Origin of the sequence: Klebsiella aerogenes (assembly GCA_029027985.1) — a bacterium.
In the GTDB taxonomy this organism is placed as follows: Bacteria; Pseudomonadota; Gammaproteobacteria; order Enterobacterales; family Enterobacteriaceae; genus Klebsiella; species Klebsiella aerogenes_A.
On sequence record CP119076.1, the window covers coordinates 2,392,196 to 2,416,534 of the forward strand.

Consider the following 24,339-nt stretch of genomic DNA (forward strand, 5'->3'; position numbering starts at 1 on the left):
GCGGCTTGCCCGGCGGATGAATTCAACACATAATAAAAAGAGAATTAAAAATAAATAATATTCTCTTTTTTAGATTAACAAATGCGAGGGTAACCGAGATGGGGCAATTCAGGCCGGAAGTGAAAGCGTTCTTACTGGCGCTGGCAGGATCGACTGTGCTGATGATCGGTATGGGCTATGGCCGTTTTGCCTTTACCGGCATTCTGCCGGTGATGCTTAGCGATCAGATCCTGACGTTGCGTCAGGGGAACCTGGCCGCCTCGGCCAACTATGCCGGCTACCTGCTTGGCGCGCTGATGCTGGCGAAGGCGAAACCGGAATCCGCCACGCGGATGAATATGATTTCCGTGGTTCTCACGCTGATGTGCCTGGCGGCGCTGTCGTGGATAAGCTCGCCGTTGGCGATCGTTATCGTGCGCGGTATTGCCGGGGTACTCAGTGCAGTCACGCTCATTGCCGCTTCGCTGTGGCTGCTACAGCATATGAAACATCACAATGGCGCGCCGGTGCTTTTCGCCGGTGTCGGCATGGGGATCTTCTTATCCGCGGAATTTATTGCCGCCGGGAAGACGCTGGCGTTAACCAGTCAGCAAATCTGGCTGCTGTGCGCCATCAGCGCGACGGTGCTGTTTTTATGCGCGCTGCGCGGGTTGTTGAGCCCGGCAGATTCACTGTTTGCCTTACATGGCGCGGCAACGGTGCAGACGCAAAGCGACGATGGGCGCCCGCGCGACGCGATGAAGTTGCTGCTGATATATGGCCTGGCTGGTTTTGGCTACATCATTACTGCGACCTACTTGCCGTTGTTTTTGACCGGTTCGCTGTCCGGCATTGATCCGGTACATCTGTGGGCGGTGTTCGGTCTTGCCGCAGTACCATCATGCTTTCTCTGGCACAAATTGGTCGTGAAGATCGGTTATCGGCGCGCGTTTTGCAGCAATCTTATCGTGCAGGCGTGTGGCGTGGCACTCCCGGCCTGGAGCCACTCATTACTCTTCTGTCTGCTGAGCGCGCTGTTGGTAGGGGCGACGTTCCTCGGGACGGTGACCATTGCGCTATCGGAAGGAAAGCGGCTGAATCAGACCGTGAAATTCAACATGATCGCTGCCTTAACGGCGACCTACGGCGTCGGGCAGATTATCGGGCCGTTGGTCGCCGACGGATTGTACAGCCTGACGGGATCGTTTAACCCTTCGTTGCTGACGGCCTGCAGCGTATTACTGGCTGCCGCCGCTCTGGCCGCTGTCGGCGGGAAGCGCCGCTAGGATTGAGACGTCTCAAGCAAAAGCTGGCGCAGGGCGTCGAGAGGAGATGAAACATACCCCCGGCGCCAGATAAGCTGGGTGGCGGCCTCGGCGACGATTTGCGTATGGCTGCCGACGGGCAATGTTAGCAGTGATAACACACTGGCTGGCATCAGACAGGCGTAGCGGCCGGTGGCGAGGTTGGCGATCATGCCGTGGTAAGACCCCACGTCGGCAATGTCGATTCTTTTTCCTGCCTGCTGGAGAAAATCAACGCCGCGCTGGCGATACGAGCAACCGGCCGGGAAGGCGGCAAAACGGTAGTCGCCTTCGTCAGATGGCGTCACCAGGACCAGTTGTTCGACAAACAGCGGTAGGTACTCAAGCGCGTCAGGGCACTGAAGACTGCCGTCGGGGCCGCTCGGGAGGCACACCAGGGCGCAGTCCAGGGTCGCGTTTTCGACCTGCTCGGTTAACTGGCGTGTCGGCATGGTACGTAATGTCAGGTCGACCTGCGGGCAGCGCTGATGAAACATCGGCAACACGGCGGGCAGGCGGCTGGCGGCGCAAGCTTCCATCGCGCCTAACGATAAGCTTCCGCCGGGCCGTGCCGGATGCAGCGCCTGTTTGGCTTCTTCGGCAAGGCTCAAAATTCGCCGCGCGTAGCTGAGAAAATTTTGCCCGGCGGGCGAGAGCAGCATCTTCTTGTTACCGCGAACGAACAGCTCGGCTCCCAGTTCCTCTTCCAGTTGCTGAATGCGGGTTGTGATATTGGATTGCGCGCGTCCGAGCTGCTTCGCCGCCCGGGTCACGCTCTGGGTTTCGGCCACCAGCTTGAAGATCTGTAATGTGGTGTGGTTCATATTTTTCTTCTCAATATGACAATGGTGTTGATCTTATCATCTTAAAAAGAGATGGTTAATGCCCGATATCGCAAATTGTACAGGAACTATGATGAATCAGCGTTTACTGCAGCGGCTTAATATTCGTTATCCGATTATTCAGGCGCCGATGGCCGGGGTGTCGACCCCAGCGCTGGCTGCGGCGGTGAGTGATGCCGGCGGCCTGGGCTCGCTGGGGCTCGGCGCTTCAACGGTCGCGCAGGCGCAATCGTTGATCGAACAGACCCGGCAGCTTACCGGGCGTCCGTTTAATGTCAATGTGTTCTGCCACACCGCGGCGCGCCGCGATAGTGAACGTGAAGCGCAGTGGCTGGCGCGACTGGCTCCGGTCTTTTCGCGCTACGGCGGCACGCCGCCGTCGCAACTTAGCGAAATTTATCAAACTTTCCACAATCATCAACCGATGCTCGATATGCTGCTTGAGCAGGCGCCGGCGGTGGTCAGTTTTCATTTCGGCGTGCCGTCGACAGAGGTCATTCGCCGCTTCCAGCAACAGGGGACGGTAACCATGGCGACCGCCACCTGTATGGCGGAAGCGCGGCTAATTGTGCAAGCAGGCATCGATGTCATCGTTGCACAAGGCTATGAAGCTGGCGGCCATCGCGGGATTTTTGATCCGCATGGCGACGATCGACAAATGAGCACCTTCACGTTGGTTCAGGCTCTGAAACGGGCCGTCGAACTGCCGATTATTGCTGCGGGTGGCATTATGGATGGCGCGGGGATTGCCAGCCTGATGCGGCTTGGTGCGGCGGGCGCACAGCTGGGAACGGCATTTTTATTATGCCCGGAAGCGGCCACCGATAGCGGTTACCGTCAGGCCATTACCCAAAATAGTGACAGTGTCACTCATCTAACAGCGGCAATCTCCGGGCGTCCGGCGCGTTGTGTAAAAAATAGCTGGAGCGAGCTGGTGAACGCCTCCGGGGAGCAGGGAATTCCGGCTTATCCCGTCGCTTACTCCGCCGGGAAAGCGCTGGCTGCTGCGGCGAAAGCGCAGGGCGATCAGGGTTTCGGCGCTCACTGGGCGGGACAAGGCGTGGCGATGATCCGCGAGATGCCAGCGGCGCAACTGGTTAACGTGTTGGCAGAAGAAGGCGGCTTCAGGTAGCCGCCTGTGCTGACACGGCATTAGCGGCGATGGGCCAGTTGACGCACCAGCCGATCGCCGACCATCTGTACGCCCTGAACCATTGCTACCAGGATCAGCACGGTGCCGACCATCACCTGATCGTTAAAACGCTGATAGCCGTAGCGAATCGCCAGATCGCCGAGACCGCCGCCGCCAATGACACCCGCCATCGACGAAAAGCCGATCAGCATCACGATGGTCAGAGTGATTCCCGCCAGTAAGGCGGGCAATGCTTCCGGCAACAGCGATTTAAAAATCACGTGCCACAGATTGCCACCCATCGACAGAATTGCCTCGATGCGCCCGTAATCAACTTCATCCAGCGCGTTTTCGGTCAGGCGCGCAAAGAAAGGAAAGGCGCCGATGGTGATGGGCACTACCGCCGCGCTGCTACCTAATGTGGTGCCGATAATCAGGCGCGTAAAAGGGATTAACGCGATCAGCAGGACGATAAAGGGCAGCGAGCGGCCAAAGTTTATAATGGCGCCCAGCAGCGCATTCAGCTTCGGCATCGGCGCCAGGCCGTTACGCCGGGAGACGAACAGCAATACGCCGACCGGCAACCCGAGCAAAATAGTGAATAATGCCGCCAGCCCCACCATATACAAGGTGTCCAGCGTGCCGCTCCATAACAGCGGCCACAACTCTTCCCAGCTCATGCGACTACGCATAAAGGCCTCCCATGAAAGCCGTGGCGGGCGAGGAACGCCTGTTCCGCCTGCGGGTTATGCAGCAATGACTGGCGTAATCTGGACCACGGTGTTACCAGCAGGTCGGCAATTTTTCCACTCTCAATGACATCGCCGTGCTCCAGTAGCGCCGCGTGATCGCACAGCGTTTTGACGACCTCCAACTCATGGGTAATCAGGACGATGGTCAGCTTGAGCCGCTGATTGATATCTGCCAGCAAAGCCAGTACCGAGGCGGTGGTTTCCGGGTCGAGCGCGCTGGTCGCTTCATCGCACAGCAAGACATCCGGACCGGCGGCCAGCGCGCGGGCGATGCCGACGCGCTGCTTTTGTCCACCGGAAAGCTGGGAAGGAAAGGCCTCCGCTTTGTCCGCCAGTCCCACCAGTTCCAGCAGTTCCTCTACACGCTCACGGCGCGCGATTTTGCCGATACCGGCGATTTCCAACGGCACGGCGATGTTGTCAGCAACGCTTCGGGCATGCAGCAGGTTGAAGTGCTGGAATATCATTCCGGTGCGTAGCCGGTACTGACGCAAACCGGCTTTATCCAGCTGTGCAATGTCCTGACCGTTCACCACGATACGGCCCGCGGAGGGCCGTTCGAGTAAATTGAGGCAGCGGATCAGCGTGCTTTTTCCCGCGCCGCTGCGCCCGAGGATGCCGTAAATCGCTCCTTTAGGGATCCGCAGCGATACATCGTTGAGCGCCGGTCGGCCTGTCCCGGCGTAGGTTTTGCTCAGCCCAATAATCTCAATCATGACTGCGGCGCGACCGGAATAACCGAGCCGTGATAGGTCTTGCGAATGAACTCGGCGACCTGCGGTGAGGTCAGTTCTTTCGCCAGCGCGGTGATGCGTGGATCGTTTGCCAGTTGCGGGGTGGTGACCAGGATGTTGGCGTAAGGGTTATTGCTCGCGCTTTCCAGCCCCAGGGCATCTTTTGCCGGTATGAGACCCGCTTCCAGCGCGTAGTTACCGTTAATCACCGCCAGATCAACGTCGTCTAACGAACGCGGGATCTGTGGCGATTCAATTTCGAGGATGTTGAGATGTTTCGGGTTTTCTACAATATCTTTCGGCGTCGCCAGCGTGGTCGCCGGATCGGTAAATTTGGCATTGAGCTTTATCAGTCCCTGGCTTTGTAGCAGGAACAGCGCGCGGCTGAGGTTGGTGGTGTTATTCGGCACCGCGACGGTACCGTTCTGCGGTACGGAGGTAAAATCTTTGTGTTTACGGGAATAAATACCCAGCGGCTCAATATGGACGGTGGCCGCCACCGCAAAGGTTTTGCCGAGCGCTTTTTCCTGATCTTTCAGATAGGGAACGTGCTGGAAATAGTTAGCATCAACGTCGCCGTTGGCCAGCAGTTCGTTGGCGTTAACGCCACTGGTGAGTTCGACCACTTTAATATCAAGGCTGGGATCGATTTTTTTGATGTAATTGAGGATCTCAGCGTGCGGCACCGGGTCAGCGGCGACCCGCAGCGCGGCGGCCTGCGCGGATGTCCATGCCAGAGAAAGCGATAAGGCGACCCCTGCCAGTTTAAATGCGGCATATTTCATATGATTATCCTTATTAAATTAAACAATCGGTTGTTCGCGACGTTCGCGATACACATCCTGGTAGTAACGTTCGGCGACATCCGGGTGGGAACGCAGTCGACCTTTGAGGTAATTCCAACCAACATCGCGCAGCAGCGGATTTTGCGGATCGCTATCCGGGCCAGACGCTTCCCGCGCCAGATGGGCTGGCAGGCGATAAACCGGCACTACGGCATCAAGTTGGGCGCCGAGGAAGAAGGCAATCGAGAGGCGTTGCTGCGTTGCCGGCGGCGAGACGACGCGGTGCACCGTGGCCCGCAGGTACCCGTTAGTGGCGAGTTCCAGCAGTTCGCCAATGTTGACCACAAAGCTGCCCGCCAGCGGGGTGGCGTCAATCCAGCGATCCGGGGCAACTTCCACCTGCAGGCCTTTTTGAGCGTCCTGAAGCAGGAAGCTTAAGAAACCCGAGTCTTTATGCGCGCCGACGCCCTGGGCGCTTTGCGTTTCGCGCTGGCCGGGGTAGCGGATCAATTTGATATGTTCATTCGGCTGATCGCCATACAGCGCGTCAAAGGCGTTGGCTGGCAGCTGTAGCGCTTCGGCAAAGGCGCGTAGCAGGGTGATCCCCACGCCGGTCATTGCCTGTTGCCAGCTCAGCAAAGTGGGTTTTAATGAGGGTAGCGCGACAGGCCAGAGATTCGGGCCCTGCAGGCGCTGCCAGCGCGGGGCGTCATTATTGAGGGTTAATGCCGGACGTTCGGCGCCAATATCAAACTGTTCACGCCAGTCCGGCTGCCCGCGAGTCAGCTCGGAGGCCGCGCGGTTGTAGCCGCGAAAGTGCGGGGAATGGATCATCGCGACCTGCTGCTTTTGCTCCTGTTCAAGTGCAAAAAAACGCCGCGCCTGGCGCTGGACTTCATGCTGCAGCCCGTCATCGACGCCGTGGTTAATCAGATAAAAAAAACCAATGTCGCGGGCGGCATGGCGGAGATCGGCAAGGAATCCCGCTTTTTCAGCGGGGTTGGCGTAACGGGCCAGGTCGATAATCGGTAAAGTCGTTGCGTTCATTGTGTTCTCCGAAAACAGGATACGGGTAATGGGCGATGGACAAATTCAGGGTTCGGCGACAACAACGGCGCATGGTTATTTCCTCAGTCGGGGTGTTGAGTTCAGCTTGCCTCAGGGGAGTTTTTTCGACCAATAACGTTCTTTTCTAATTTATGACCGTGGCGGGTTCAGTGCTTTTGCGAAAAACAGATAAGGCGGGAAAGTGCCCCGATAGCGGCGTCGCCTGTTGCACTGGGGAACAGGAGTCAGTATGGTGTGCGAAATTTTCCATGCAGGAATGGCAATGCAGCCTTCAAAAGATCCGCTTCACGGCGTGACGCTCGAAGCGTTACTCACCGACCTGGTCGCCAGGTACGGCTGGGATGAACTGGCCAAACATATCAAAATTAACTGCTTCAAAAGCGACCCGAGTATCAAGTCCAGCCTGAAGTTTCTGCGCCGGACGCCGTGGGCGCGCAAAGAGGTTGAAACCTTTTATCTTGATTCGCTGGAAGGCCTGATCGACAAACCCTCTGCGCCCGCCGATGCCGGTCCGTGGGCCAACTGGCGCAAGAAGTAGGCCCGCTCAGGTCATTGCGGTTTCGCGAGCCGCGTTACGCAGCGCGCCCGGCGCTTTGCCGGTGATTCGTTTGAAGGCGCGGCTAAAGGCGGCCAGCGAATTGTAGCCCAGACGGAAGGCGACTTTTTCCAGCGCTTCGCCTTCATGGCTGATGTATTGCACCGCCAGACGCATGCGCAGCTCCGTCAGATAGCGGGCTGGCGTGGTGCCGGTAGCGCTGAGAAAGCGTTCGGCAAATACCGAGCGCGAAAGTCCGGATTCGCGAGCCAAATCTTCGACCTTCCAGTTAACGCCGGGTTGTTGGTGCATCGCGTAAATCGCCCGCGACAGCTTCGGGTCGCGCAGCACCTGCACCCATCCGGTGGCGTTACCGCAGCCGCACTCCACCCAGGCGCGGACGATCAACGCCGCGACCACATCGGCCAGACGCGCCAGAATACCGGCATAGCCGACCTGGCGGGTCAGTGATTCGCGCTCCATGGCCGCCAGCAGCGGCTGAATTTCCGGCCGGGTTTTGAGCAGGCTACTGACCAGCATCACTTCCGGCATGGCCCTGACCAGCGGCTGCATCCCGCCTAATTCAAAATCCATGCAGGCACTGAAGACTACCGCATTGTCCTGCGTATTGACGCAGCCTTCATTTTTGATGCAGGAAACGGTCGCACAGACCGGTTGGCTGTCGAGCTCCATTACGTTCACCCGTGAGGCGTTGGCATCAGATAGCAGGGCATGCGCGCCGCTATTGGGAATGAACACCGCGTCACCGCTTTCCAGGGCGAATGCTTTACCGTTGCTCATCTGCAGCAGCAGCGGCCCGCGGCTCACAAAATGAAACTGGGCTTTGCCGGGAACCGAGCTGAACGCCACGCCAAAGGGGCGGGAGGTTTCAATGCGGCGGTATTTCACGCCCGACAGTCGCATCCCCTGCAAGAGTTCGCTGGTGAGATCTAACGTTTGCTGGCTCATCTACATTCCGGACGAATAATCAATAATTGAAGAGTATGTATCATATATCGTCTTTACGGAAGTCTCTAAGCTTGGCGAATGTTAATGATTCTGGAGAGATGTATATGAGTTCCTGCATTGTCGCGGAAGAAAGCGCGCTTAACGTCCGCCCGGCATGGCGTGCCGTGTATGCGCTGGCGTTGGGGGTATTCGGCCTGATTGTCGCTGAGTTTTTACCGGCCAGTTTGCTGACCCCGATGGCGTCAAGCCTTGGGGTCAGCGAAGGAATGGCCGGACAGGCGGTGACTGCCACGGCGCTTATCGCCCTGGTGACCGGGTTATTAATCACTACCGCCACCCGCAATATCGACAGACGCTGGGTGCTGATGTTTTTCTCGGTGTTGCAAATCATCTCCAGCCTGATGGTGGCCTTTGCCGGTTCGTTGGAGTTTCTGCTGTTAGGACGGCTGTTGCTGGGGATCGCCATTGGCGGGTTCTGGGCGATGTCAACGGCCACCGCCATGCGTCTGGTTCCGACGGCGATGGTGCCGAAGGCGCTGGCAATTATCTTCTCGGCAGTGTCGATCGCCACCGTCGTGGCGGCGCCGTTGGGCAGTTATTTTGGCGCGTTGATTGGCTGGCGTAACGTCTTTATTATCTGCGCCGTACCGAGCCTGGTGGCGCTACTGTGGCAGCTGTGGGTTCTGCCGTCGATGCGCCCGGATAGCGCGGGCAGCTTGAGTACGCTGTTTAAGGTGTTGCGTCGTCCGGGGATGGTCGGCGGACTGCTGGCATCGATTTTAATTTTTGGCGGTCATTTCGCCTTCTTTACGTACCTGCGACCGTTTCTGGAAACCGTGGCGCTGGCGAGCGTAGAAGGGGTGTCATTGATTCTGCTGGGATTCGGTATTGCCAACTTTATCGGCACTTCGATTGCCGGACATCTGCTGGCGCGTAGCCTGCGCATGACGCTGGCGCTGGTTCCGCTGGCCATGAGCCTGCTGGCGCTGATGATGGTGCTGTTTGGCCATATCGCGCTTCTGGACGGTCTGTTGGTGGCGCTGTGGGGATTTGCTTTTGGTCTGGTCCCGGTTGGCTGGTCAACCTGGCTTGCCACCACGGCGCCGGATGAGGCCGAGAGCGCCGGGGGATTATTGGTTGCGGCGATCCAGTTGGCAATAAGCGCCGGTGCCGCAGGCGGCGGGGCGGTATTTGATATCAGCGGCGCCAGCGGCGTATTTACCGGCAGCGGACTGTTATTATTAAGCGCGATGCTGATTGTTTTTATCGGCGTGCGGGTGACGCCAACAACCAGTGCTGAATAAATAAACGCGCCTGCGGGCGCGCTTATTTTTTAATTTTGTTCAGTCGTCGCAATCCTCACCTTAGCGATATAAAACGATCGGTTGGTTATTTATTCGCAATTATTCACAATGGTGGTGTCATGTTTACCCGTAACAATACGGATGACGTGGCGACGGCGATGTGGTCAGGTGATTTCCATGATGATCCAGCGCTATGTTATTAATTATTCTGTTAAATAGCGTCTGTCAGTTGGTCGACAATAACTTTGCCGGCGTTATCAAATTGGGTAATGCGGAAATTAACGTTCCAGGAGCGGCGAGTATTGAATTTATCAAACAGGGAGACACGGCCTTTTTTCTTCCCCTCTTTGTTGAGGATCACCCATTCCGTCACTTCGGCATATTGCTGATTATGTTGATGGCCGGTTTGTTGTTCAACTAACTGGTCTTCTGTTTCCAGTTTTAAATAATCGCGTAACATTTTGCACCTCTTTGTTAATGTTTTTTTAACGTTACTCCTTTTTTCGATTCTTTCAATCTGAATTTTTAATCAATAGCGGTAACTATTAGAACGCGAGGTAACGGTTATATTTTCAGTATTGCCAATAATAAAATATCCCGATATCGCGCTTCCGGCAGAATATGGTCGTTAACCCTGGTTTTCTGTCAGCTTTCGCATCTCCTGACCGTCAGACTGCTATGCTACAGTGACTTAATGGCGGCATACCGGCGCGCGCTTCGTTAACTGAAGCGTTTCAAAGAGGTGATAACGGCGCGCATTTCCCATTTCAGGGAGAATATCCATGAATGTATCATCCAGCGATAACTGGCTTATCGATCACACCAGTATCAGCGTGCGCGATATTTACCGCAGCGTTGAATTCTATCAGGCGCTGCTGGCGCCGCTGCGAATAACAATCTTAATGCGTATCGACCGTCATTTTGCCGTGACGGATGACACCGCGACCGATTTGGGCGGTGTGGCTTTTGGCATCGATTACCCGGTTTTTTGGATTGACGTTTTTCATCGTCCTGACGGATATCAGCATATTGCCTTCCGCGCTACCGACCGTGAGCAGGTGATTCGCAGCTATCAGGCCGGACTGGCGGCCGGGGGAAGCGATAACGGTGGGCCGGGCGATCGCGGCGGCCCGGATGGGCCGGTTGGCTATCCGCCGGGGTATTACGCGGCTTTTTTACTCGACCCGGATGAGAATAATATTGAGGTGCTGTGCCGGGAGTCCTGAAAATAAACCGCTGGTGTGGTGAATAAACACGCCAGCGGCTGACGGCTAATCACGCAACGCGTGTCGCCAGTCGGCGATCAGATCCTGCGGGTCTTCAATGCCGACAGAAAGACGGATCAGCTGCGGCGTGATACCGTTCGCCAGCCGCTGCGCCAGTGGAATAGAAGCGTGGGTCATGCTGAAGGGCTGGCTGACCAGACTCTCCACGCCGCCAAGGCTTTCCGCCAGCGTAAATAGCCGCAGTTTTTTGATAATCCGCTCCGCGTAGCCATCATCGCCTTTCACCACAACCGATATCATGCCGCCAGGCAGCGCCATTTGTTGGCGCGCTAAATCATGGTGCGGATGGCTGGCGAGCCACGGGAACCAGACTTTCTCTACCTGCGGTTGCTGTTCCAGCCATTCCGCCAACAGCAAGGCGTTGCTGCTATGGCGCGCCATACGTAGCGCCAGGGTGCGGATGCCGCGTAGGGTCAGGAAACTGCTGAACGGGTCAAGCACGCCGCCGATGGCGTTTTGCAAATAACCCAGCTTATCGGCAAGCGCAGGGTTATCGCCAACCACCGCTAAGCCCGCGACGACATCTGAATGACCGTTGAGATACTTCGTGGCGGAATGCACCACAATATCAAAGCCCAGCTCGATGGGGCGATGGATGACCGGCGAGGCGAAGGTATTATCGGCAACGCTGATAATGCGATGCCGACGGGCAATCCCGGCAATAGCCGCCAGATCCGCCAGCTTCAACAGCGGATTGGTCGGCGTTTCCACCCAAATCATCCGCGTATCCGGGCGGATCGCCGCTTCGATAGCGGCCAGATCGTCCGGCTTCACCCAACTCACCTGTAGCCCGGCGCTGCGTCGGCGTACGTTTTCAATCAGTCGATAAGTCCCGCCGTAGACATCATCGACAGCCACCAGATGGCTATCTTTATCCAGCAGTTCCAGTACCGTGGAGATGGTCGCCAAGCCGGAGGCGAAAGCAAAGCCGCGGCTGCCGCTTTCCAGTTCGGCGATCGCTGTCTCCAGCGCATGGCGGGTCGGGTTGCCGCTGCGGGAATATTCGTAACCGCTATGCTGGCCGGGCGCGGGCTGGGCAAAGGTGGAGGTGGCATAAATCGGCGGCATCACCGCGCCGTGTTGATCGTTTACCGTGCCGCTATGGACGCTGAGGGTGTCTAAGTTTTTCATCATTGTTCCTTATGCTTCAAGTCGGTTGCGCCAGGTTGTCAGGACATCACTGCGGGTAATCAGGCCGAGAAATTGATCGTTATCCGTGACCATCACCACCCGCCCGCGATCGAAAATGTCTTTTAGCGCGCTTTCCGGCGCATGTTTATCCAGCGTTTCCACGTTGCGGGTCATTGCTTCCCTGACCGGCAGAGAGAAACGCTGGCTATCGCCCCGTACGTGGCTTATCAGATCCCATTCATCGACGATGCCGACCACGCGGCCGTTTTCCAACACCGGTAACTGAGAGATATCGTACAGGCGCATGCGCGCGAGAATGGCCGCTAGCGTGTCATCCGGCGCGGCGGTGACGGTTGCGCCTTCGTCATGGCGTAGGGCGATAAAGTCGCTAAGATCGCCGCGCGTCGGGCGGGTCAGCAGCCCTTGCTGACGCATCCAGTCGTCGTTGAACATTTTTGACAGGTATTTGTTGCCGCTATCGCAGGCGAAGGTAACCACCCGTTTGGCGGACGTTTGCGCCCGGCAGTAGCGCAGCGCGGCGTTGAGCAGGGTGCCGGTCGACGATCCGGCAAGAATACCTTCGACCTGCAACAGTTCGCGAGCGGTGGCGAAGGCCTCACGGTCGCTCACTCGCCAGGCGTTGTGGACGTTTTCCAGATGGGCCAGCGGCGGAATAAAGTCTTCGCCGATCCCTTCCACCAGCCATGAGCCGGTTTCGCCGTACCGTCCGGTTTCAACCTGGTCGGCCAGAATTGACCCCGTCAGATCGGCGAGAATAAATTCGGTCTTCGGCGAATGTTGCGCGAACCATGCCTGTAGTCCGCCCAGTGTGCCGCCGGAACCGACGCCGACCACGATAGCGTCGATGTCGCCATCAAGTTGTTCGTACAGCTCCGGCGCGGTCGTGGTGGCATGCGCCAGCGGATTGGCTTCGTTATTAAACTGATCGATGTAAAACGCCCCCGGCGTTTCATCGGCCAGGCGGCGAGCGTAGTCCTGATAATAGGCGGGATGACCTTTGTTGACGTCCGAGCGGGTTAATTGCACCGTGGCGCCGAGCGCGCGCAGATGGAAGATTTTCTCGCGGCTCATTTTGTCCGGTACGACCAGAATTAATCGATAGCCTTTCTGCGCGGCGATGAGCGCCAGACCTAGTCCGGTGTTGCCCGCCGTCGCTTCAATGATGGTACCGCCGGGACGCAGTTTTCCCTGGCGTTCGGCCTGGTTAATCATCGACAACGCCACGCGATCTTTAATCGAACCGCCCGGGTTTTGGTTTTCTAGTTTTAAGAACAGACTGCACGGACCGGTCTCCAGTTTATGCAGCTGCAACAGCGGGGTGTGACCAATCAGGTCGCTTACAGAATGAAAGAGTGACATAACCATTTGCCCATTCGTATCGAGATAGCTGAATGGTAGAACTGTAAAAATGGCTTTCGAAAGAATATAAAACTGCCATTTAGCGCAAAATGGAATATAAGATGCTTTTTAGCCATCCGGAAGGAAAGCAGGTTATCCGCCCGGGCGTATCGATTGCCGTAAACCGGCGATTTTGTCGTGTTTTTAGGCACATTAACGGCAGGATTGAGGGCGGTTATGCGGTAACTGGCAAAGCTTTGCCGAAAACAATCGATGGCGACCAACATCGATAATGTCCGCCGCCATCGCTTTATGCTCACTTCAGGAAATAAACAGACTCAATAGCAACACCATCAGCAAACCGACCACCGAGTTAATTAACTCCAGTAGCCCCCAGGTCTTAAAGGTATCGCGCATCGAGATGCCGAACGTTTCTTTAAACAGCAGGAACCCGCCGTCATACATCAGGGTAATGGTATTACTGCCGCAGGCGACCGCCAGGCACATCAGCGCCGGGTTAAGGTGAAAGGCGCTGACCATCGGCGAGACGATACCGGCGGAGGTGATCGCCGCCACCGCGCCCTGGCCGGTGAGAATGCGGATAATGGCGGTAATCAGCCAGGCGATAATAAACGGCGACAGAGGGACGTGGCTCATCATGGTGACGATGTGGTCGCCCACGCCGGAGTCGATAATCACCTGCTTGAGAATGCCGCCGGCGCTGATGACGAACAGTACGTTGGCGATTCTGGCCACCGAGTCCGTGACGCAGTGGTTGACCTGAGTGGAATTCATCCCACGACGACAGCCGAGCAGCCAGATCGCGGCGCCGGTTGCCAACAGCATGCTAATCTCCGCGCTGCCGATCAGCTGGAAGAACTTTGTTGCCCCCGAATTCGCGCCAAATAACGACTGGATCAGCGACGACGCGATCATCAGTAAGGCCGGGATCAGCGGAATCGCGATACTAACGGCAAACGACGGCAGCGCGTCGGCGGGTTTCTCCTCCTGCGGCGAGATCATGGCGTTTAGCTTCATCTTGCGGATCCCCGGAAGCCAGGCTGGCAGCAGGATCCCCGCGCAAAAGAGCGCCGGAATAATGACGATAATGCCGTAGAGGTAAACCTGAACAATATCGGCCTGGAAGGCGCTGACAAGCGCGACCGGCCCCGGCTGCGGCGGAAACAGACTATGACCCATGGTAGCGCCGACCACCGTTGGAATCACCAGTTTCATCCACGGAATATTGGCTTTACTGGCGATATTGAGCACCAGCGGCATGGCAATCAGAAACGCCACTTCATAAAACATCGCGATGCCGAAGATCACGCCGATGAACATTAAACCGGCCGCCAGATAACGGGTACCGCAGCGCCTGATTACCGTATCGGCGATCTGCTGGCTGGCGCCGGATTCCGTCATAAACTTGCCGATAATCGCGCCGAAAATAATGATCAGCGCCAGATGTCCCATGATTCCGCCCAACCCTTGTTGGACCATGGAGACAATTTTATCGAGAGGCACCCCCTCCATAATGGCGACGAACAGGCCGGCAATTAATAAGGCGAAAATATTATGTACTTTGTATTTCAGGTTCATGATGACCAGTAGCGCAATACCGATCACCACCCATAGCAAGGCCAGGGCTGGAGACATGGCATCCTCCCGATAGCGGTTTTATTATTGTGACGTGCCGGAGAAGCCCGGCACGCGAGAGTAGAACGGATCAGGAACGCTGGTTTTCCAGCGCTTCCCACAGTCCCAGCAGGTAGGTGGCGCCGAGCGCGCGGTCATACAAACCGTATCCCGGACGCCCGGTTTCTCCCCAGATAAAGCGGCCATGGTCGGGGCGAATATAGCCGTCGAAGCCGTTGTCGTGCAGCGCCTGCATTACCCGGTACATATCAAGCGAACCATAGCGGGTAGGGTGCGCCGACTCGTAGAAATCTTTATCTTTGATGAGTTTGATATTCCTGACGTGGGCGAAATGAATGCGCCCACGCTGGCTGAATTCCGCGAGGATTTGATAGACGTTATTTTGCGGCTCTTCGGCAATAGAGCCGGTACATAACGTAATACCGTTCGCTGGTGAGTCAACGGCATTGCATAGCCAGTCGAGATCGTCGCGGTTTTTAATAATTCGCGGCAGGCCGAAAATAGAGTACGGCGGATCGTCCGGGTGGATGGCCATTTTCACGCCGACCTCTTCACAAACCGGAATAATGCGCTGCAGGAAATAGACCAGGTTCTGACGTAAGGTGTCGTCATCCACCGCTTTATAGCTGTCGAATAGCGTTTGTACCTGCGCCAGACGCTCAGGCTCCCAGCCCGGCAGGGCGAAGCCGTTGGCATTGCCGAGCACTTCGGCGACGACCTGTTCCAGCGTTTTATCAATACCGGCTTTTTCAAACGCCATGGTCAGCGAGCCGTCCGGTAGACGGTAATTCATATCCGTCTTCATCCAGTCGAAAACCGGCATGAAGTTGTAGCAAATCACCTTAACGCCGTGGCTGGCGAGGTGACGGATGGTTTGCTGATAGTTGGCGATATAACGATCGCGTTCCGGCAGACCAATTTTAATGGCGTCATGAATATTAACGCTTTCAATCACTTCCATAGTCAAACCGTTGGCGTGAGCCTGATCGACCAGCGCCTTAATCTTTTCCAGCGGCCAGACTTCGCCAACCGGAACGTCGTACAGCGCGCCGACCACGCCTTCAATCCCAGGAACCTGACGGATCTGTTCGAGGGTTACCTTATCTTCGTCTGGCCCAAACCAGCGCATCGTCATTTGCATGAATACTTTTCCTATACCGCGTTTATAGTCTACTACCATACTAGCTGGAGTAAGCATAACGGTTGAGGGTGGGGTGTTGACTTGATCGAACTCACAAAACCATACATCAGATGAATTGTCAGCGTGGTTAATACGCGGGATGCAGGAAAGAAAGTGGAAGATCCTGAAATGGCTACGCAGTAAATGTCCTTTTTTGCCTGAAAAGACGACATGCGTAAAGTCGGGTAAAATGCAACGGCTAACGTGGAGGCGTCACGTAAAATAGGTACGCTTAGAGACAGGGTTTCTGTCTACGTCGTTTATTTTGTTTGTCGGGAGAGTGTATGGGTTTCTGGAGAATCGTATTTACTGTTATCCTGCCGCCGCTGGGCGTGCTGCTGGGTAAAGGTTTTGGCTGGGCGTTTATTCTGAATATTATTCTGACTCTGCTGGGCTATATTCCCGGCCTTATCCACGCGTTCTGGGTACAAACCCGCGATTAATTCCTGTCAGACGAGCGGCGCGACGGCGTCGCTCGTTTTCACCTTGTCATCGACTTAGCGATTTCCTTTCAACGTTCCTTTCAGGCCATGCGGCTCCGAGCGCAGATACTGCGGCGGCACGCTGACCTGAGCGCCCAGGGCCGCGGCGGCTTGCCATGGCCAGTGCGGATTGTAGAGCGCCGCACGGGCGATCGCGATCAGATCGGCATCACCGTTCTGCAGGGCGTCTTCAGCCTGTTGCGGTTCGGTAATCAAGCCGACGCCAACCACCGGGATGTTCACCTGCTGGCGGATTTCCCGCGCAAACGGCAACTGGTAGCCGGGGCCGATGTTAATCGCTTGCCGCGGCGACAGCCCGCCGCTGGAGACGTGGATAAAGTCGCTGCCGAGAGCTTCAAGCTGCTGACTAAAGACCACCGACTGCGCGGTATCCCAGCCGCCATCAACCCAATCTGTCGCTGAAAGACGCACGCCGACGGCAATCTTGTCGCTTACGGCTTCGCGAATCGCCTGGAAGACCTCAAGCGGGAAACGTAAACGGTTTTCCAGCGAACCGCCGTATTCATCCGTACGCTGGTTGCTGAGCGGCGAGAGGAACTGATGAAGCAGATAACCGTGCGCGGCATGCAGTTCAATCAGCTCAATGCCCAGGCGTTCGGCGCGTTTGGCGCTGTCGACAAATGCCTGTTTAATGCGGGCAAGATCGTGCTGGCTCAGTGCTTCCGGCGCGCGCTCGCCTTCGTGAAAGGCGACCGGCGATGGGGCAACGGTTTGCCATCCGCCGGCATCGAGCGCCAACTGATGCCCGCCAAGCCAGGGCGCCGCCACGGAGGCTTTACGCCCGGCGTGGCCCAACTGGATCCCAATACGCGTAGAGGAATACGCGCGAACATCTTCCAGCACCCGGTACAGGGCGGCTTCGGTTTCGTCATCCCATAAACCGACATCGGCCGGGGAAATACGGCCCACCGGTTCTACGGCGCTGGCTTCGATAATCAATAATCCCGCACCGGAAAAGGCCAACTGCCCGAGATGAATACGGTGCCAGGCGGTGGCTTTACCATTGTCGGCGGAGTACTGACACATCGGGGCGATGACGATACGGTTTTCGAGCTCCAGTTGCCCAATGCGCACAGGGCTAAAAAGTTGACTCATGAGTACCTCTTGAAGGTTGTGCTGCCTGATAGCCTCTATTTGTAGCATGGCTGAATGGCTGGCTCTATTCCGTTGTTGCGCTTAAACGTTCTATTTAACCGCGCTGGCGCTGTAGTTCACCGGGATCCAGCGGTAGCCGCCCGCTGGACTCTTTTTCACCTGGCCGAAGCCCGGAAAAGCGATATGCGCCGCCGCCACCCACTCGCCCGACACCGCCGTACTGGCCAGTACCCGTTCGCGGGTCGCGATGGCCTGCTGTTGGTTGACATCAAAATGGATGGCCACTTGCGGATCCGGCATTTGCACCGCTTTAGCGTGAATAATATCGCCCCAGAAAATCATGTTTTCGCCATTCCGGCTGAGGCGGTAAATGACGCTACCCGGTGTATGCCCGGCGGCTGGCGTCGCCGTGATGCCGGGAACGATCTCCGTCGGCGCATGGAAGGGGTGTAGTTTTCCGGCATTGATCACCGGTCGCATCGATAACTCAGACTCAGCAAACGTGTGTCGCTGGCTGGCCTCAACCTTATTGCTATTCGCCGGGTTGAGCCACCAGTCGACATCTTTTTGCTCCACATAGACGGCGGCATGAGGAAAAGCCGGACGGCCGTTCCGTTGGACGCCGCCGGAGTGATCTCCATGTATATGAGTCAACAACACCAGATCGATGTTTTCCGGCGCAAAGCCAGCGGCGCGCAGATTTTGCAACAGATGGCCGCCAGCTTTGCCCATCAATGCGCCCGCGCCGGTATCCACCAGAATGAGTTTTTTACCCGTATTAATGACAAAAGCATTGATTGAGGTCTCGGCAAGCGGCGTCATAGCATCGTTGGCCAACCGGGCTTTCAGCTTGTCGCCGGAAATATGGGTCAGGAGTTTGTCTAACGGCACGTTGACGGTACCGTCAGACACGGCGGTGACCTGCCAGTCGCCGACCATCATCCGATAGTAACCGGGGGCCTGCTGTGGTGAAACCGGGAGCGGGGAGGCCTGTGCTGTCGCGACGGTAAGCAGGGTAAGCAAGGTCAATACAGTTTTCATTTTCTGAGCCTGTGAGTGGTTTGACAGGCTTTCAGTATCATGTGAGCATAATTATCATTCAAATTGATTGGAATAATGATGACTATCAATGAAAATGATTTCAGAGGCATAGACCTGAATTTGCTGATCGCCTTTCTGGTGTTATTTCGCGAACAAAGCGTCTCGGCCGCCGCCGGAAAACTTCATCTTGGCCAACCGGCGGTCAGTGCCTCGCTGGCCCGTCTGCGGCAGCTGTTTGACGATCCGCTATTCATTCGCAGCGGGCAACGTATGCGGCCGACATTTCGCGCGCAGCAGCTGCATCAGTCGCTATTGCCGCTGATCACCCAGCTGCAAAGCGCTATTTTCGCGTCGGATGAATTTGATCCGGCCCATGCGCAAGCCACGTTGACGTTGGGAATGACCGACTGGGTGGAGGTGCTGCTGATGCCGATGCTGTTGCCGCGGTTGGCGCAAGCGGCGCCGGGCATACGCATTAATATTGTGAAGAGTGATCCCTTTAGTGATGCGCAGCAGCTGGAGAATGGCGGGCTGGATATGGCGGTGAGTGTGGCGCTGCCGCAACAGGCGCATATTAACCGGGCCGCAATAGCCTCGATGAACTTTGTCACCCTATGGCACCCGAATCAGCTGGCGCTGGAGGCTCCGTTATCGCTGCGAGACTATGCCGCCTTGCCGCAGCTGATGGTCAGCTACCAAGCTGCGCAGCGTAGCCAAATTGATGCTTTGCTGGAGGAGCAAGGGTTGGCGCGTCAGGTCATCTATACCACACCGCATTTTTCCGCGATCCCCGGTTTGCTGCAAAAGATGCCGGTTATCGCCACCGTGCCCGCTGAACTGGGGGCGTTATGGCAACGTCAGTTCGCTTTTTCATCCTGTAAGGTTGCGCTGGCTATCCCGGATTTTGAGCTATCGTTGCTCTGGCATGCGCGTAACAACAGTCATGCGGCGTTAATGTGGCTTAAAGCCCTGCTACTGGAAACATAGCTACTTAATTTGAAACACATTAGCATGCTAATTAACTTGCAGCCGTACTATTGATGGGTGTAATTAACATATGAGTAACTTAAGAAACTTTACATTTACATATGCGGTTATCCCTGCATCCACGACCGGGTAGCTGCAACATCTCCCGGCCGATGTGCCAGGATAGGGATAACACGATGTTAGGTTGGACCTCACTACAGCGCAATGCCGCCATTGCCAGCTTTTTGAGCTGGACCCTCGATGCCTTCGATTTTTTCCTGCTGGTCTTCTTGCTCAGCGATATTGCGCAGACGTTTCACGTCGGGCTGGAAAAGGTAACGCTGGCTATTTTACTGACCCTGGCCGTGCGACCCATTGGCGCGCTTATCTTTGGTCGGGCGGCGGAAAAGTATGGTCGTAAGCCGATCCTGATGCTGAATATCGTCTTCTTTTCCATCTTTGAGCTGTTGTCTGCTGCGGCGCCGTCATTGGCGGTGTTCTTAGTCTTGAGGGTGCTATACGGTGTGGCGATGGGCGGTATTTGGGGCGTGGCGTCATCGTTGTCGATGGAGACGATCCCGGACCGTTCGCGTGGCCTGATGTCGGGGATCTTCCAGGCGGGTTATCCGTTTGGTTATCTGATTGCCGCTGTCGCCTACGGGCTGTTATTTGATCTACTTGGCTGGCGCGGCATGTTTGTGATTGGCGCTGCGCCTATTTTACTGCTGCCGTTTATCTGGTTCTGCGTACAGGAGTCGCCGGTATGGCTGGCGTCGCGGGCGAAAAAAGAGAGTACGGCGCTGTGGCCGGTGCTGAAAACACACTGGAAACTGTGTTGTTATTTAGTGGTGCTGATGGCGGCGTTTAATTTCTTCTCCCACGGTACGCAAGATTTGTATCCGGTATTTTTAAAAGTTCAGCACGGCTTTGATCCGAAAACGATCAGTATTATTGCCGTGACTTACAATATTGCGTCAATTATCGGCGGGGTGTTCTTCGGCTCGCTTTCAGAACGAATTGGCCGTAAGAAAGCCATTATTATCGCCTCGCTACTGGCGTTGCCGGTGATTCCGTTGTGGGCATTCGCCAGCGGTTCGCTGATGTTGGGCGTTGGGGCATTCCTGATGCAATTTATGGTGCAGGGGGCCTGGGGCGTCATCCCGACTTATCTGAATGAGCTGGTGCCTGCCAATACCCGCGCGGTACTGCCGGGGTTTGTTTATCAACTCGGTAACTTAATTGCTTCCGTTAATGCGACATTACAGGCCACCATTGCGGAACATCATGGCCAGAACTATGGCCTGGCTATGGCGATTGTGGCGGGTACGGTGGCCATTATTATCGCGATATTGACCTTCTTTGGGCATGAAAGTCGGGCGAAGAAAATCAGCGTGGCAAGTAACCAAAACGAAATGCCGCACGCCAGCCGATGATGGCTGGTGGAGTCAAACGAGGAATCGCGGGTAGCATCAGGTTACCCGCGATTTATTATTCATCTCCGATTAGCCCGCGTTCAATTCGCTTTCGATGGATTTGATCCCGGCAAGCGCGCAGGCCTCATCGAAGTTGCCGCCCGGCGCTCCGCCGACGCCGACGGCGCCAATCACCTGATCGCCGACCTTAACCGGTACGCCGCCAGCTAACAGCAGGAAATCGGGGATATCGCGCAGATTAGCGGCTCCGGCGTTGGACTGAGCGCCTTTCATCACGTTACCCGTCATGCTTTTCGTGGTCAGTGCGGTGAAGGCTTTCATACGGCTGGCCTCAACGGTGTGCGGACCGGCATTATCCATTCTTTTCATCAGCAGCGGCGTGCCGGAGCGATCGACCAGCGTCACGGCGACGTTGTAACCGTCTTTGGCGCAGGCCTGCAGCGTGCTTTGCGCCACTTTATCGGCGAGGTCGAGTGACAAATTTTTCTGGTTCAGGACGCCCGTTGCGGCGCCAGCGGTAGAAACCATGCTGCCCAGCAGGATGGCGCTAAAAAGGATACGTTTCATAGTGATGCTCCGTCGTTTTTAGTGGCGATAAGCCAATACTAGGGAGCGGAGAGAAAAGGGACTATTGCCGCGAATACCTAACTTTCCAGGTATTTTTACTTAGACCCCGCAGCAATATCGCCATATATTTTCAGCAGCTTAGGCAGCGAGTTGACCTCAAGCTTGCTAAAAATATTGGCGCGGTGTGCTTCTACGGTACGCGGTGACAGTGAACATAAACGGGCAATTTCTTTGCTGGAATATCCCTGAATAAGTTGCTCCAGCATTTCATTTTCGCGGGCGGTAAGGGTGGCCAGCTTCTCCTGTAACGGCAGTCGTTTTTGTTGCGCTTCGAGACGCGCTTTTTGCTGCGTCATTGCCTCGCCAACCACTTCGAACAGCAGGTCGGCATCAATGGGTTTGGTCAGAAATTCGACAGCGCCATTCTTAAAGGCGCGGCGACATAAGTCAATGTTACCGTGACCGGTCATAATAATTACCGGTAAAGTAAGACCTTGCTGGATCCACTCATCAAGCAGCGTCAGCCCGCTTTTACCGGGCATACGGATATCCAGCAGCATACAGCCGGTTAATTCAGCGAGGTTCCCCGCTTGCCGTTGAAACGATTGGGCGCTATCGAAGGTCTGCGTCTGCCAGCCGACGGTGGAAAGCAGCAGGCTCAGCGAGTCGCGGATTGCCGCATCATCATCAATAAGCCAGATATATTGTTCCATTATTTTTCCTCGCTGAGCAGTGGAAACCACAGTCGGAAGCAGGCACCGCGCCCGGGGATATTGCTGGCGTCGATAGTGCCATTCAGGCGCTGTACAAGGGTATCAGTTAGCGCCATCCCCAGACCAACGCCGTCGGCGCGGGTGGTGTAAAACGGCATAAATACCTGTTCCAGCGCTTCTGGCGATAACCCTGGGCCGCCGTCGGTCAACGTTAAAGCGATGCCGTTATTCATCTGTTCGGCTTGCAGATGAATCCAGGCGCTGCCGGGGGGATTGGCGCTTTGCGCCTGGATGGCGTTGCTGGCGATGTTATGCAGGATCTGCTCAATCCATAGCGGCGGCGCGGGAAGCGCGGGGAGGTCCTGTGAAAAATCGCTGGTTATGCGAACTTTGCCGGCGCGGATCTCGTTGTCCAGTAGCGCGCAGACGCGCAGCCACAGTGGCGGTAGCGCAACCGGCTGATATTCGGCGCGTTTGCTGGTTAACTTGAGGCGAAACTGGCTCAGCAGAGCATCGATGCGTTTGATTTGCACCACGGAGGCATCCAGTAACGCGGGGATTCGCCCAGGATCGTTCTGTTTCATCAGGCGAACCGCCGCCTGGTTGTAGCTCATGATGGCAGTCAGCGGTTGGTTTAGTTCGTGGACGATACCCGCAGCCAGTTCCCCCATCGTATTCAGGCGGGTAAGTTCAGCATACCGGGAGCGCAGATCGGCAATGTCCCGCCGACGTTTATTCACCCGGTACTGGCTGAAGAGATAAATGGTCAGTGCCCAGAATAGCGCTGGTGAGAGTATCAGCCACCATGGGAGTTGCGACCACTGCGGATTATCCCCGGCGCTAATCAACAGTGGCTGAGTGGGGCTGGCGACGGTTTTCTCCCAACGCCACCAGGTTGGCGAGATGGTGCCTTCTTCAAACAAGGTGACGTGGTTCCAGCTGATGGCGAGATGTTTAAACACCTTTTTCTCACCCAGTCCGTTGAGCAGAGTGTGCAAATCAATCAGCAGCGAGATACCTGGCAGATTCAGCCAATAGCGCGCTCGGGGTTCGGCGACAATCGGCAGACGCGGCTCCAGAGTATGATAACGGCGCCATTGCACGATTTGCGGCAGTATTCGTTGAACTTCAGCGGCATTTTGATTGCTCGGTAGCAGAGGGATGATCGCATCGTGCTGCGATACCTTTACCGTGATTTCGCGGTACAGGATGCGGAAGTCCGCCGAACGTTCTTCATATTGCTGTTGCAAAAACCAGGCGCCAAGTCCCGCCGCGCTAAGCAGCGTGAGCACAAGCCAGCTGATGGCTTTTACCATGCTAAGTCCTTGTATTGGCGCCAGGTTAAAAAAGGGGGGGTAGTATGAAGCAACTTACGCTGAAAAAACAACAAGAGTATTTGCGATACTTAAGACGCATTTTGTGTGTGATGTTTTAATTGCCAGCGCCAAACACGGTTATGCAAATAGAATGCTGACGTTTTTACAAACATAGCACTGTTGATGAGTTTGATACTCCCTGTGCTAAATAACACACCGATAAAAGCGCTGATAAGCAAACCCGCATGACCATCAAATGTTAATACAGCAATTAATGCATAGAGGAGGTTGCAGGCGGCCAGCGCGGCGGTCGCGAAAATCAGAGCAAGATAAAATTTAAGCGCTGCCATATAGCCACGGGAAAACAGCGTCATCGAGGGGAAAATTAATAGGCAATAGAGAAAGCCGGTTGGGATTATACCAGCAAAAACAGCATGCTCAGGCCATGATAACCATTGGAAAATGGCACCCCAGAGCGATAATTGTGGCATGGAAAAACTAATCAAACTTAGCAATGCACTTAGGATAAATGGCACGCCAGCGGTATGTAAACCGACAGGCGTTCCCATGCGCTCCATCAAGTACATTTTCACGGACTCAAGCTGCTTAGGATCCTGCGCTTTTATCTTTTGCTCAACGATGGTGGCCAGTTTGAGGCTGTCATTAATATATTTCATTATCACGTGCGC

Annotated in this window: 25 protein-coding genes; 8 read left to right on the top strand and 17 right to left on the bottom strand. The window is 55.8% G+C overall.

Annotated elements, in window-relative coordinates; genetic code table 11:
• Positions 1 to 98: 98 nt before the first annotated feature.
• The gene (locus PYR66_11445) at positions 99 to 1,265 is read left to right on the top strand and encodes a YbfB/YjiJ family MFS transporter (protein ID WEF30258.1); all 1,167 of its coding nucleotides are present in this window, start codon (positions 99 to 101) and stop codon (positions 1,263 to 1,265) included.
• On the opposite strand, the gene PYR66_11450 is transcribed toward PYR66_11445, so the two are convergent.
• Complete coding sequence (locus PYR66_11450) at positions 1,262 to 2,107, bottom strand: LysR family transcriptional regulator (protein ID WEF30259.1); 846 nt, start codon at positions 2,105 to 2,107, stop codon at positions 1,262 to 1,264. The two genes, PYR66_11445 and PYR66_11450, sit on opposite strands and share 4 nt — an antisense overlap.
• Positions 2,108 to 2,198: 91 nt before the next feature.
• On the opposite strand from PYR66_11450, the gene PYR66_11455 reads away from it, so the two are divergent.
• Positions 2,199 to 3,257, top strand: coding sequence for a nitronate monooxygenase (locus PYR66_11455; protein WEF30424.1), 1,059 nt, complete (start codon positions 2,199 to 2,201; stop codon positions 3,255 to 3,257).
• 20 nt (positions 3,258 to 3,277) lie between these two features.
• Here PYR66_11455 and PYR66_11460 read toward each other — a convergent pair whose 3' ends face one another.
• The 4 genes from PYR66_11460 to PYR66_11475 are packed head-to-tail and all read right to left on the bottom strand — an operon-like array spanning position 3,278 to position 6,575.
• Complete coding sequence (locus tag PYR66_11460; protein WEF30425.1) at positions 3,278 to 3,937, bottom strand: ABC transporter permease; 660 nt, start codon at positions 3,935 to 3,937, stop codon at positions 3,278 to 3,280.
• Positions 3,934 to 4,725 (bottom strand): methionine ABC transporter ATP-binding protein, encoded by a 792-nt coding sequence (locus PYR66_11465; protein WEF30260.1) that lies wholly within the window; start codon positions 4,723 to 4,725, stop codon positions 3,934 to 3,936. The genes PYR66_11460 and PYR66_11465 overlap by 4 nt, the downstream gene beginning before the upstream one ends.
• The gene (locus PYR66_11470) at positions 4,722 to 5,528 is read right to left on the bottom strand and encodes a MetQ/NlpA family ABC transporter substrate-binding protein (GenBank protein ID WEF30261.1); all 807 of its coding nucleotides are present in this window, start codon (positions 5,526 to 5,528) and stop codon (positions 4,722 to 4,724) included. The genes PYR66_11465 and PYR66_11470 overlap by 4 nt, the downstream gene beginning before the upstream one ends.
• An 18-nt stretch (positions 5,529 to 5,546) precedes the next feature.
• Complete coding sequence (locus PYR66_11475; GenBank protein ID WEF30262.1) at positions 5,547 to 6,575, bottom strand: isopenicillin N synthase family oxygenase; 1,029 nt, start codon at positions 6,573 to 6,575, stop codon at positions 5,547 to 5,549.
• Positions 6,576 to 6,858: 283 nt separating this feature from the next.
• Here PYR66_11475 and PYR66_11480 point away from each other — a divergent pair, with 283 nt between their 5' ends.
• The gene (locus PYR66_11480; GenBank protein WEF30263.1) at positions 6,859 to 7,134 is read left to right on the top strand and encodes a VF530 family protein; all 276 of its coding nucleotides are present in this window, start codon (positions 6,859 to 6,861) and stop codon (positions 7,132 to 7,134) included.
• A 6-nt stretch (positions 7,135 to 7,140) separates the two neighbouring features.
• Here PYR66_11480 and PYR66_11485 read toward each other — a convergent pair whose 3' ends face one another.
• Positions 7,141 to 8,100, bottom strand: coding sequence for an AraC family transcriptional regulator (locus tag PYR66_11485; protein ID WEF30264.1), 960 nt, complete (start codon positions 8,098 to 8,100; stop codon positions 7,141 to 7,143).
• Between the two features lie 104 nt (positions 8,101 to 8,204).
• On the opposite strand from PYR66_11485, the gene PYR66_11490 reads away from it, so the two are divergent.
• Entirely contained in the window at positions 8,205 to 9,404 is a 1,200-nt protein-coding gene (locus tag PYR66_11490; protein WEF30265.1) for an MFS transporter, read from the top strand.
• 211 nt (positions 9,405 to 9,615) lie between these two features.
• On the opposite strand, the gene PYR66_11495 is transcribed toward PYR66_11490, so the two are convergent.
• Entirely contained in the window at positions 9,616 to 9,864 is a 249-nt protein-coding gene (locus PYR66_11495; protein ID WEF30266.1) for a hypothetical protein, read from the bottom strand.
• Positions 9,865 to 10,186: 322 nt separating this feature from the next.
• Between PYR66_11495 and PYR66_11500 the strand changes: the two genes are divergently transcribed.
• The gene (locus PYR66_11500) at positions 10,187 to 10,630 is read left to right on the top strand and encodes a VOC family protein (protein WEF30267.1); all 444 of its coding nucleotides are present in this window, start codon (positions 10,187 to 10,189) and stop codon (positions 10,628 to 10,630) included.
• Between the two features lie 45 nt (positions 10,631 to 10,675).
• Here PYR66_11500 and PYR66_11505 read toward each other — a convergent pair whose 3' ends face one another.
• The 4 genes from PYR66_11505 to uxuA all read right to left on the bottom strand — a co-directional run bounded on the left by PYR66_11505 (position 10,676) and on the right by uxuA (position 15,977).
• Entirely contained in the window at positions 10,676 to 11,821 is a 1,146-nt protein-coding gene (locus PYR66_11505; GenBank protein WEF30426.1) for a PLP-dependent aspartate aminotransferase family protein, read from the bottom strand.
• A gap of 9 nt (positions 11,822 to 11,830) precedes the next feature.
• Entirely contained in the window at positions 11,831 to 13,207 is a 1,377-nt protein-coding gene (locus PYR66_11510; protein WEF30268.1) for a cystathionine beta-synthase, read from the bottom strand.
• Between the two features lie 294 nt (positions 13,208 to 13,501).
• Positions 13,502 to 14,836, bottom strand: coding sequence for a gluconate:H+ symporter (locus PYR66_11515; protein ID WEF30269.1), 1,335 nt, complete (start codon positions 14,834 to 14,836; stop codon positions 13,502 to 13,504).
• Between the two features lie 70 nt (positions 14,837 to 14,906).
• Positions 14,907 to 15,977: a mannonate dehydratase gene (gene uxuA, locus PYR66_11520; protein WEF30270.1), complete on the bottom strand. Its 1,071-nt coding sequence runs from the start codon at positions 15,975 to 15,977 to the stop codon at positions 14,907 to 14,909.
• A gap of 323 nt (positions 15,978 to 16,300) precedes the next feature.
• Between uxuA and PYR66_11525 the strand changes: the two genes are divergently transcribed.
• Positions 16,301 to 16,459 carry a YqaE/Pmp3 family membrane protein gene (locus PYR66_11525; GenBank protein WEF30271.1) on the top strand — a complete coding sequence of 53 codons (159 nt, stop codon included), beginning with the start codon at positions 16,301 to 16,303 and terminating at the stop codon, positions 16,457 to 16,459.
• A 54-nt stretch (positions 16,460 to 16,513) separates the two neighbouring features.
• On the opposite strand, the gene PYR66_11530 is transcribed toward PYR66_11525, so the two are convergent.
• Together PYR66_11530 and PYR66_11535 are read right to left on the bottom strand one after the other, a co-directional pair.
• Complete coding sequence (locus tag PYR66_11530) at positions 16,514 to 17,614, bottom strand: NADH:flavin oxidoreductase/NADH oxidase (protein WEF30272.1); 1,101 nt, start codon at positions 17,612 to 17,614, stop codon at positions 16,514 to 16,516.
• A gap of 90 nt (positions 17,615 to 17,704) precedes the next feature.
• Entirely contained in the window at positions 17,705 to 18,655 is a 951-nt protein-coding gene (locus PYR66_11535; GenBank protein WEF30273.1) for an MBL fold metallo-hydrolase, read from the bottom strand.
• Between the two features lie 78 nt (positions 18,656 to 18,733).
• Between PYR66_11535 and PYR66_11540 the strand changes: the two genes are divergently transcribed.
• Positions 18,734 to 19,642, top strand: a complete 909-nt coding sequence (locus tag PYR66_11540) for a LysR substrate-binding domain-containing protein (protein ID WEF30427.1) — start codon at positions 18,734 to 18,736, stop codon at positions 19,640 to 19,642.
• Between the two features lie 176 nt (positions 19,643 to 19,818).
• Positions 19,819 to 21,054 carry an MFS transporter gene (locus tag PYR66_11545; protein WEF30274.1) on the top strand — a complete coding sequence of 412 codons (1,236 nt, stop codon included), beginning with the start codon at positions 19,819 to 19,821 and terminating at the stop codon, positions 21,052 to 21,054.
• A 69-nt stretch (positions 21,055 to 21,123) separates the two neighbouring features.
• Here PYR66_11545 and PYR66_11550 read toward each other — a convergent pair whose 3' ends face one another.
• The 4 genes from PYR66_11550 to PYR66_11565 all read right to left on the bottom strand — a co-directional run bounded on the left by PYR66_11550 (position 21,124) and on the right by PYR66_11565 (position 24,327).
• Positions 21,124 to 21,621, bottom strand: coding sequence for a heme-binding protein (locus tag PYR66_11550; protein ID WEF30275.1), 498 nt, complete (start codon positions 21,619 to 21,621; stop codon positions 21,124 to 21,126).
• A 95-nt stretch (positions 21,622 to 21,716) separates the two neighbouring features.
• The gene (locus PYR66_11555; protein WEF30276.1) at positions 21,717 to 22,334 is read right to left on the bottom strand and encodes a response regulator; all 618 of its coding nucleotides are present in this window, start codon (positions 22,332 to 22,334) and stop codon (positions 21,717 to 21,719) included.
• Complete coding sequence (locus PYR66_11560) at positions 22,334 to 23,650, bottom strand: ATP-binding protein (GenBank protein ID WEF30277.1); 1,317 nt, start codon at positions 23,648 to 23,650, stop codon at positions 22,334 to 22,336. The genes PYR66_11555 and PYR66_11560 overlap by 1 nt, the downstream gene beginning before the upstream one ends.
• 89 nt (positions 23,651 to 23,739) lie before the next feature.
• Entirely contained in the window at positions 23,740 to 24,327 is a 588-nt protein-coding gene (locus PYR66_11565; GenBank protein ID WEF30278.1) for a hypothetical protein, read from the bottom strand.
• Between the last annotated feature and the right edge of the window lie 12 nt (positions 24,328 to 24,339).

Bases quoted from the DNA above. Each gene is read 5' to 3' on its own strand.
- PYR66_11445 (WEF30258.1), top strand. From the start codon at position 99: ATGGGGCAATTCAGGCCGGAAGTGAAAGCGTTCTTACTGGCGCTGGCA.
- PYR66_11450 (WEF30259.1), bottom strand. From the start codon at position 2,107: ATGAACCACACCACATTACAGATCTTCAAGCTGGTGGCCGAAACCCAG.
- PYR66_11455 (WEF30424.1), top strand. From the start codon at position 2,199: ATGAATCAGCGTTTACTGCAGCGGCTTAATATTCGTTATCCGATTATT.
- PYR66_11460 (WEF30425.1), bottom strand. From the start codon at position 3,937: ATGAGCTGGGAAGAGTTGTGGCCGCTGTTATGGAGCGGCACGCTGGAC.
- PYR66_11465 (WEF30260.1), bottom strand. From the start codon at position 4,725: ATGATTGAGATTATTGGGCTGAGCAAAACCTACGCCGGGACAGGCCGA.
- PYR66_11470 (WEF30261.1), bottom strand. From the start codon at position 5,528: ATGAAATATGCCGCATTTAAACTGGCAGGGGTCGCCTTATCGCTTTCT.
- PYR66_11475 (WEF30262.1), bottom strand. From the start codon at position 6,575: ATGAACGCAACGACTTTACCGATTATCGACCTGGCCCGTTACGCCAAC.
- PYR66_11480 (WEF30263.1), top strand. From the start codon at position 6,859: ATGCAGCCTTCAAAAGATCCGCTTCACGGCGTGACGCTCGAAGCGTTA.
- PYR66_11485 (WEF30264.1), bottom strand. From the start codon at position 8,100: ATGAGCCAGCAAACGTTAGATCTCACCAGCGAACTCTTGCAGGGGATG.
- PYR66_11490 (WEF30265.1), top strand. From the start codon at position 8,205: ATGAGTTCCTGCATTGTCGCGGAAGAAAGCGCGCTTAACGTCCGCCCG.
- PYR66_11495 (WEF30266.1), bottom strand. From the start codon at position 9,864: ATGTTACGCGATTATTTAAAACTGGAAACAGAAGACCAGTTAGTTGAA.
- PYR66_11500 (WEF30267.1), top strand. From the start codon at position 10,187: ATGAATGTATCATCCAGCGATAACTGGCTTATCGATCACACCAGTATC.
- PYR66_11505 (WEF30426.1), bottom strand. From the start codon at position 11,821: ATGAAAAACTTAGACACCCTCAGCGTCCATAGCGGCACGGTAAACGAT.
- PYR66_11510 (WEF30268.1), bottom strand. From the start codon at position 13,207: ATGGTTATGTCACTCTTTCATTCTGTAAGCGACCTGATTGGTCACACC.
- PYR66_11515 (WEF30269.1), bottom strand. From the start codon at position 14,836: ATGTCTCCAGCCCTGGCCTTGCTATGGGTGGTGATCGGTATTGCGCTA.
- uxuA (WEF30270.1), bottom strand. From the start codon at position 15,977: ATGCAAATGACGATGCGCTGGTTTGGGCCAGACGAAGATAAGGTAACC.
- PYR66_11525 (WEF30271.1), top strand. From the start codon at position 16,301: ATGGGTTTCTGGAGAATCGTATTTACTGTTATCCTGCCGCCGCTGGGC.
- PYR66_11530 (WEF30272.1), bottom strand. From the start codon at position 17,614: ATGAGTCAACTTTTTAGCCCTGTGCGCATTGGGCAACTGGAGCTCGAA.
- PYR66_11535 (WEF30273.1), bottom strand. From the start codon at position 18,655: ATGAAAACTGTATTGACCTTGCTTACCCTGCTTACCGTCGCGACAGCA.
- PYR66_11540 (WEF30427.1), top strand. From the start codon at position 18,734: ATGACTATCAATGAAAATGATTTCAGAGGCATAGACCTGAATTTGCTG.
- PYR66_11545 (WEF30274.1), top strand. From the start codon at position 19,819: ATGTTAGGTTGGACCTCACTACAGCGCAATGCCGCCATTGCCAGCTTT.
- PYR66_11550 (WEF30275.1), bottom strand. From the start codon at position 21,621: ATGAAACGTATCCTTTTTAGCGCCATCCTGCTGGGCAGCATGGTTTCT.
- PYR66_11555 (WEF30276.1), bottom strand. From the start codon at position 22,334: ATGGAACAATATATCTGGCTTATTGATGATGATGCGGCAATCCGCGAC.
- PYR66_11560 (WEF30277.1), bottom strand. From the start codon at position 23,650: ATGGTAAAAGCCATCAGCTGGCTTGTGCTCACGCTGCTTAGCGCGGCG.
- PYR66_11565 (WEF30278.1), bottom strand. From the start codon at position 24,327: ATGAAATATATTAATGACAGCCTCAAACTGGCCACCATCGTTGAGCAA.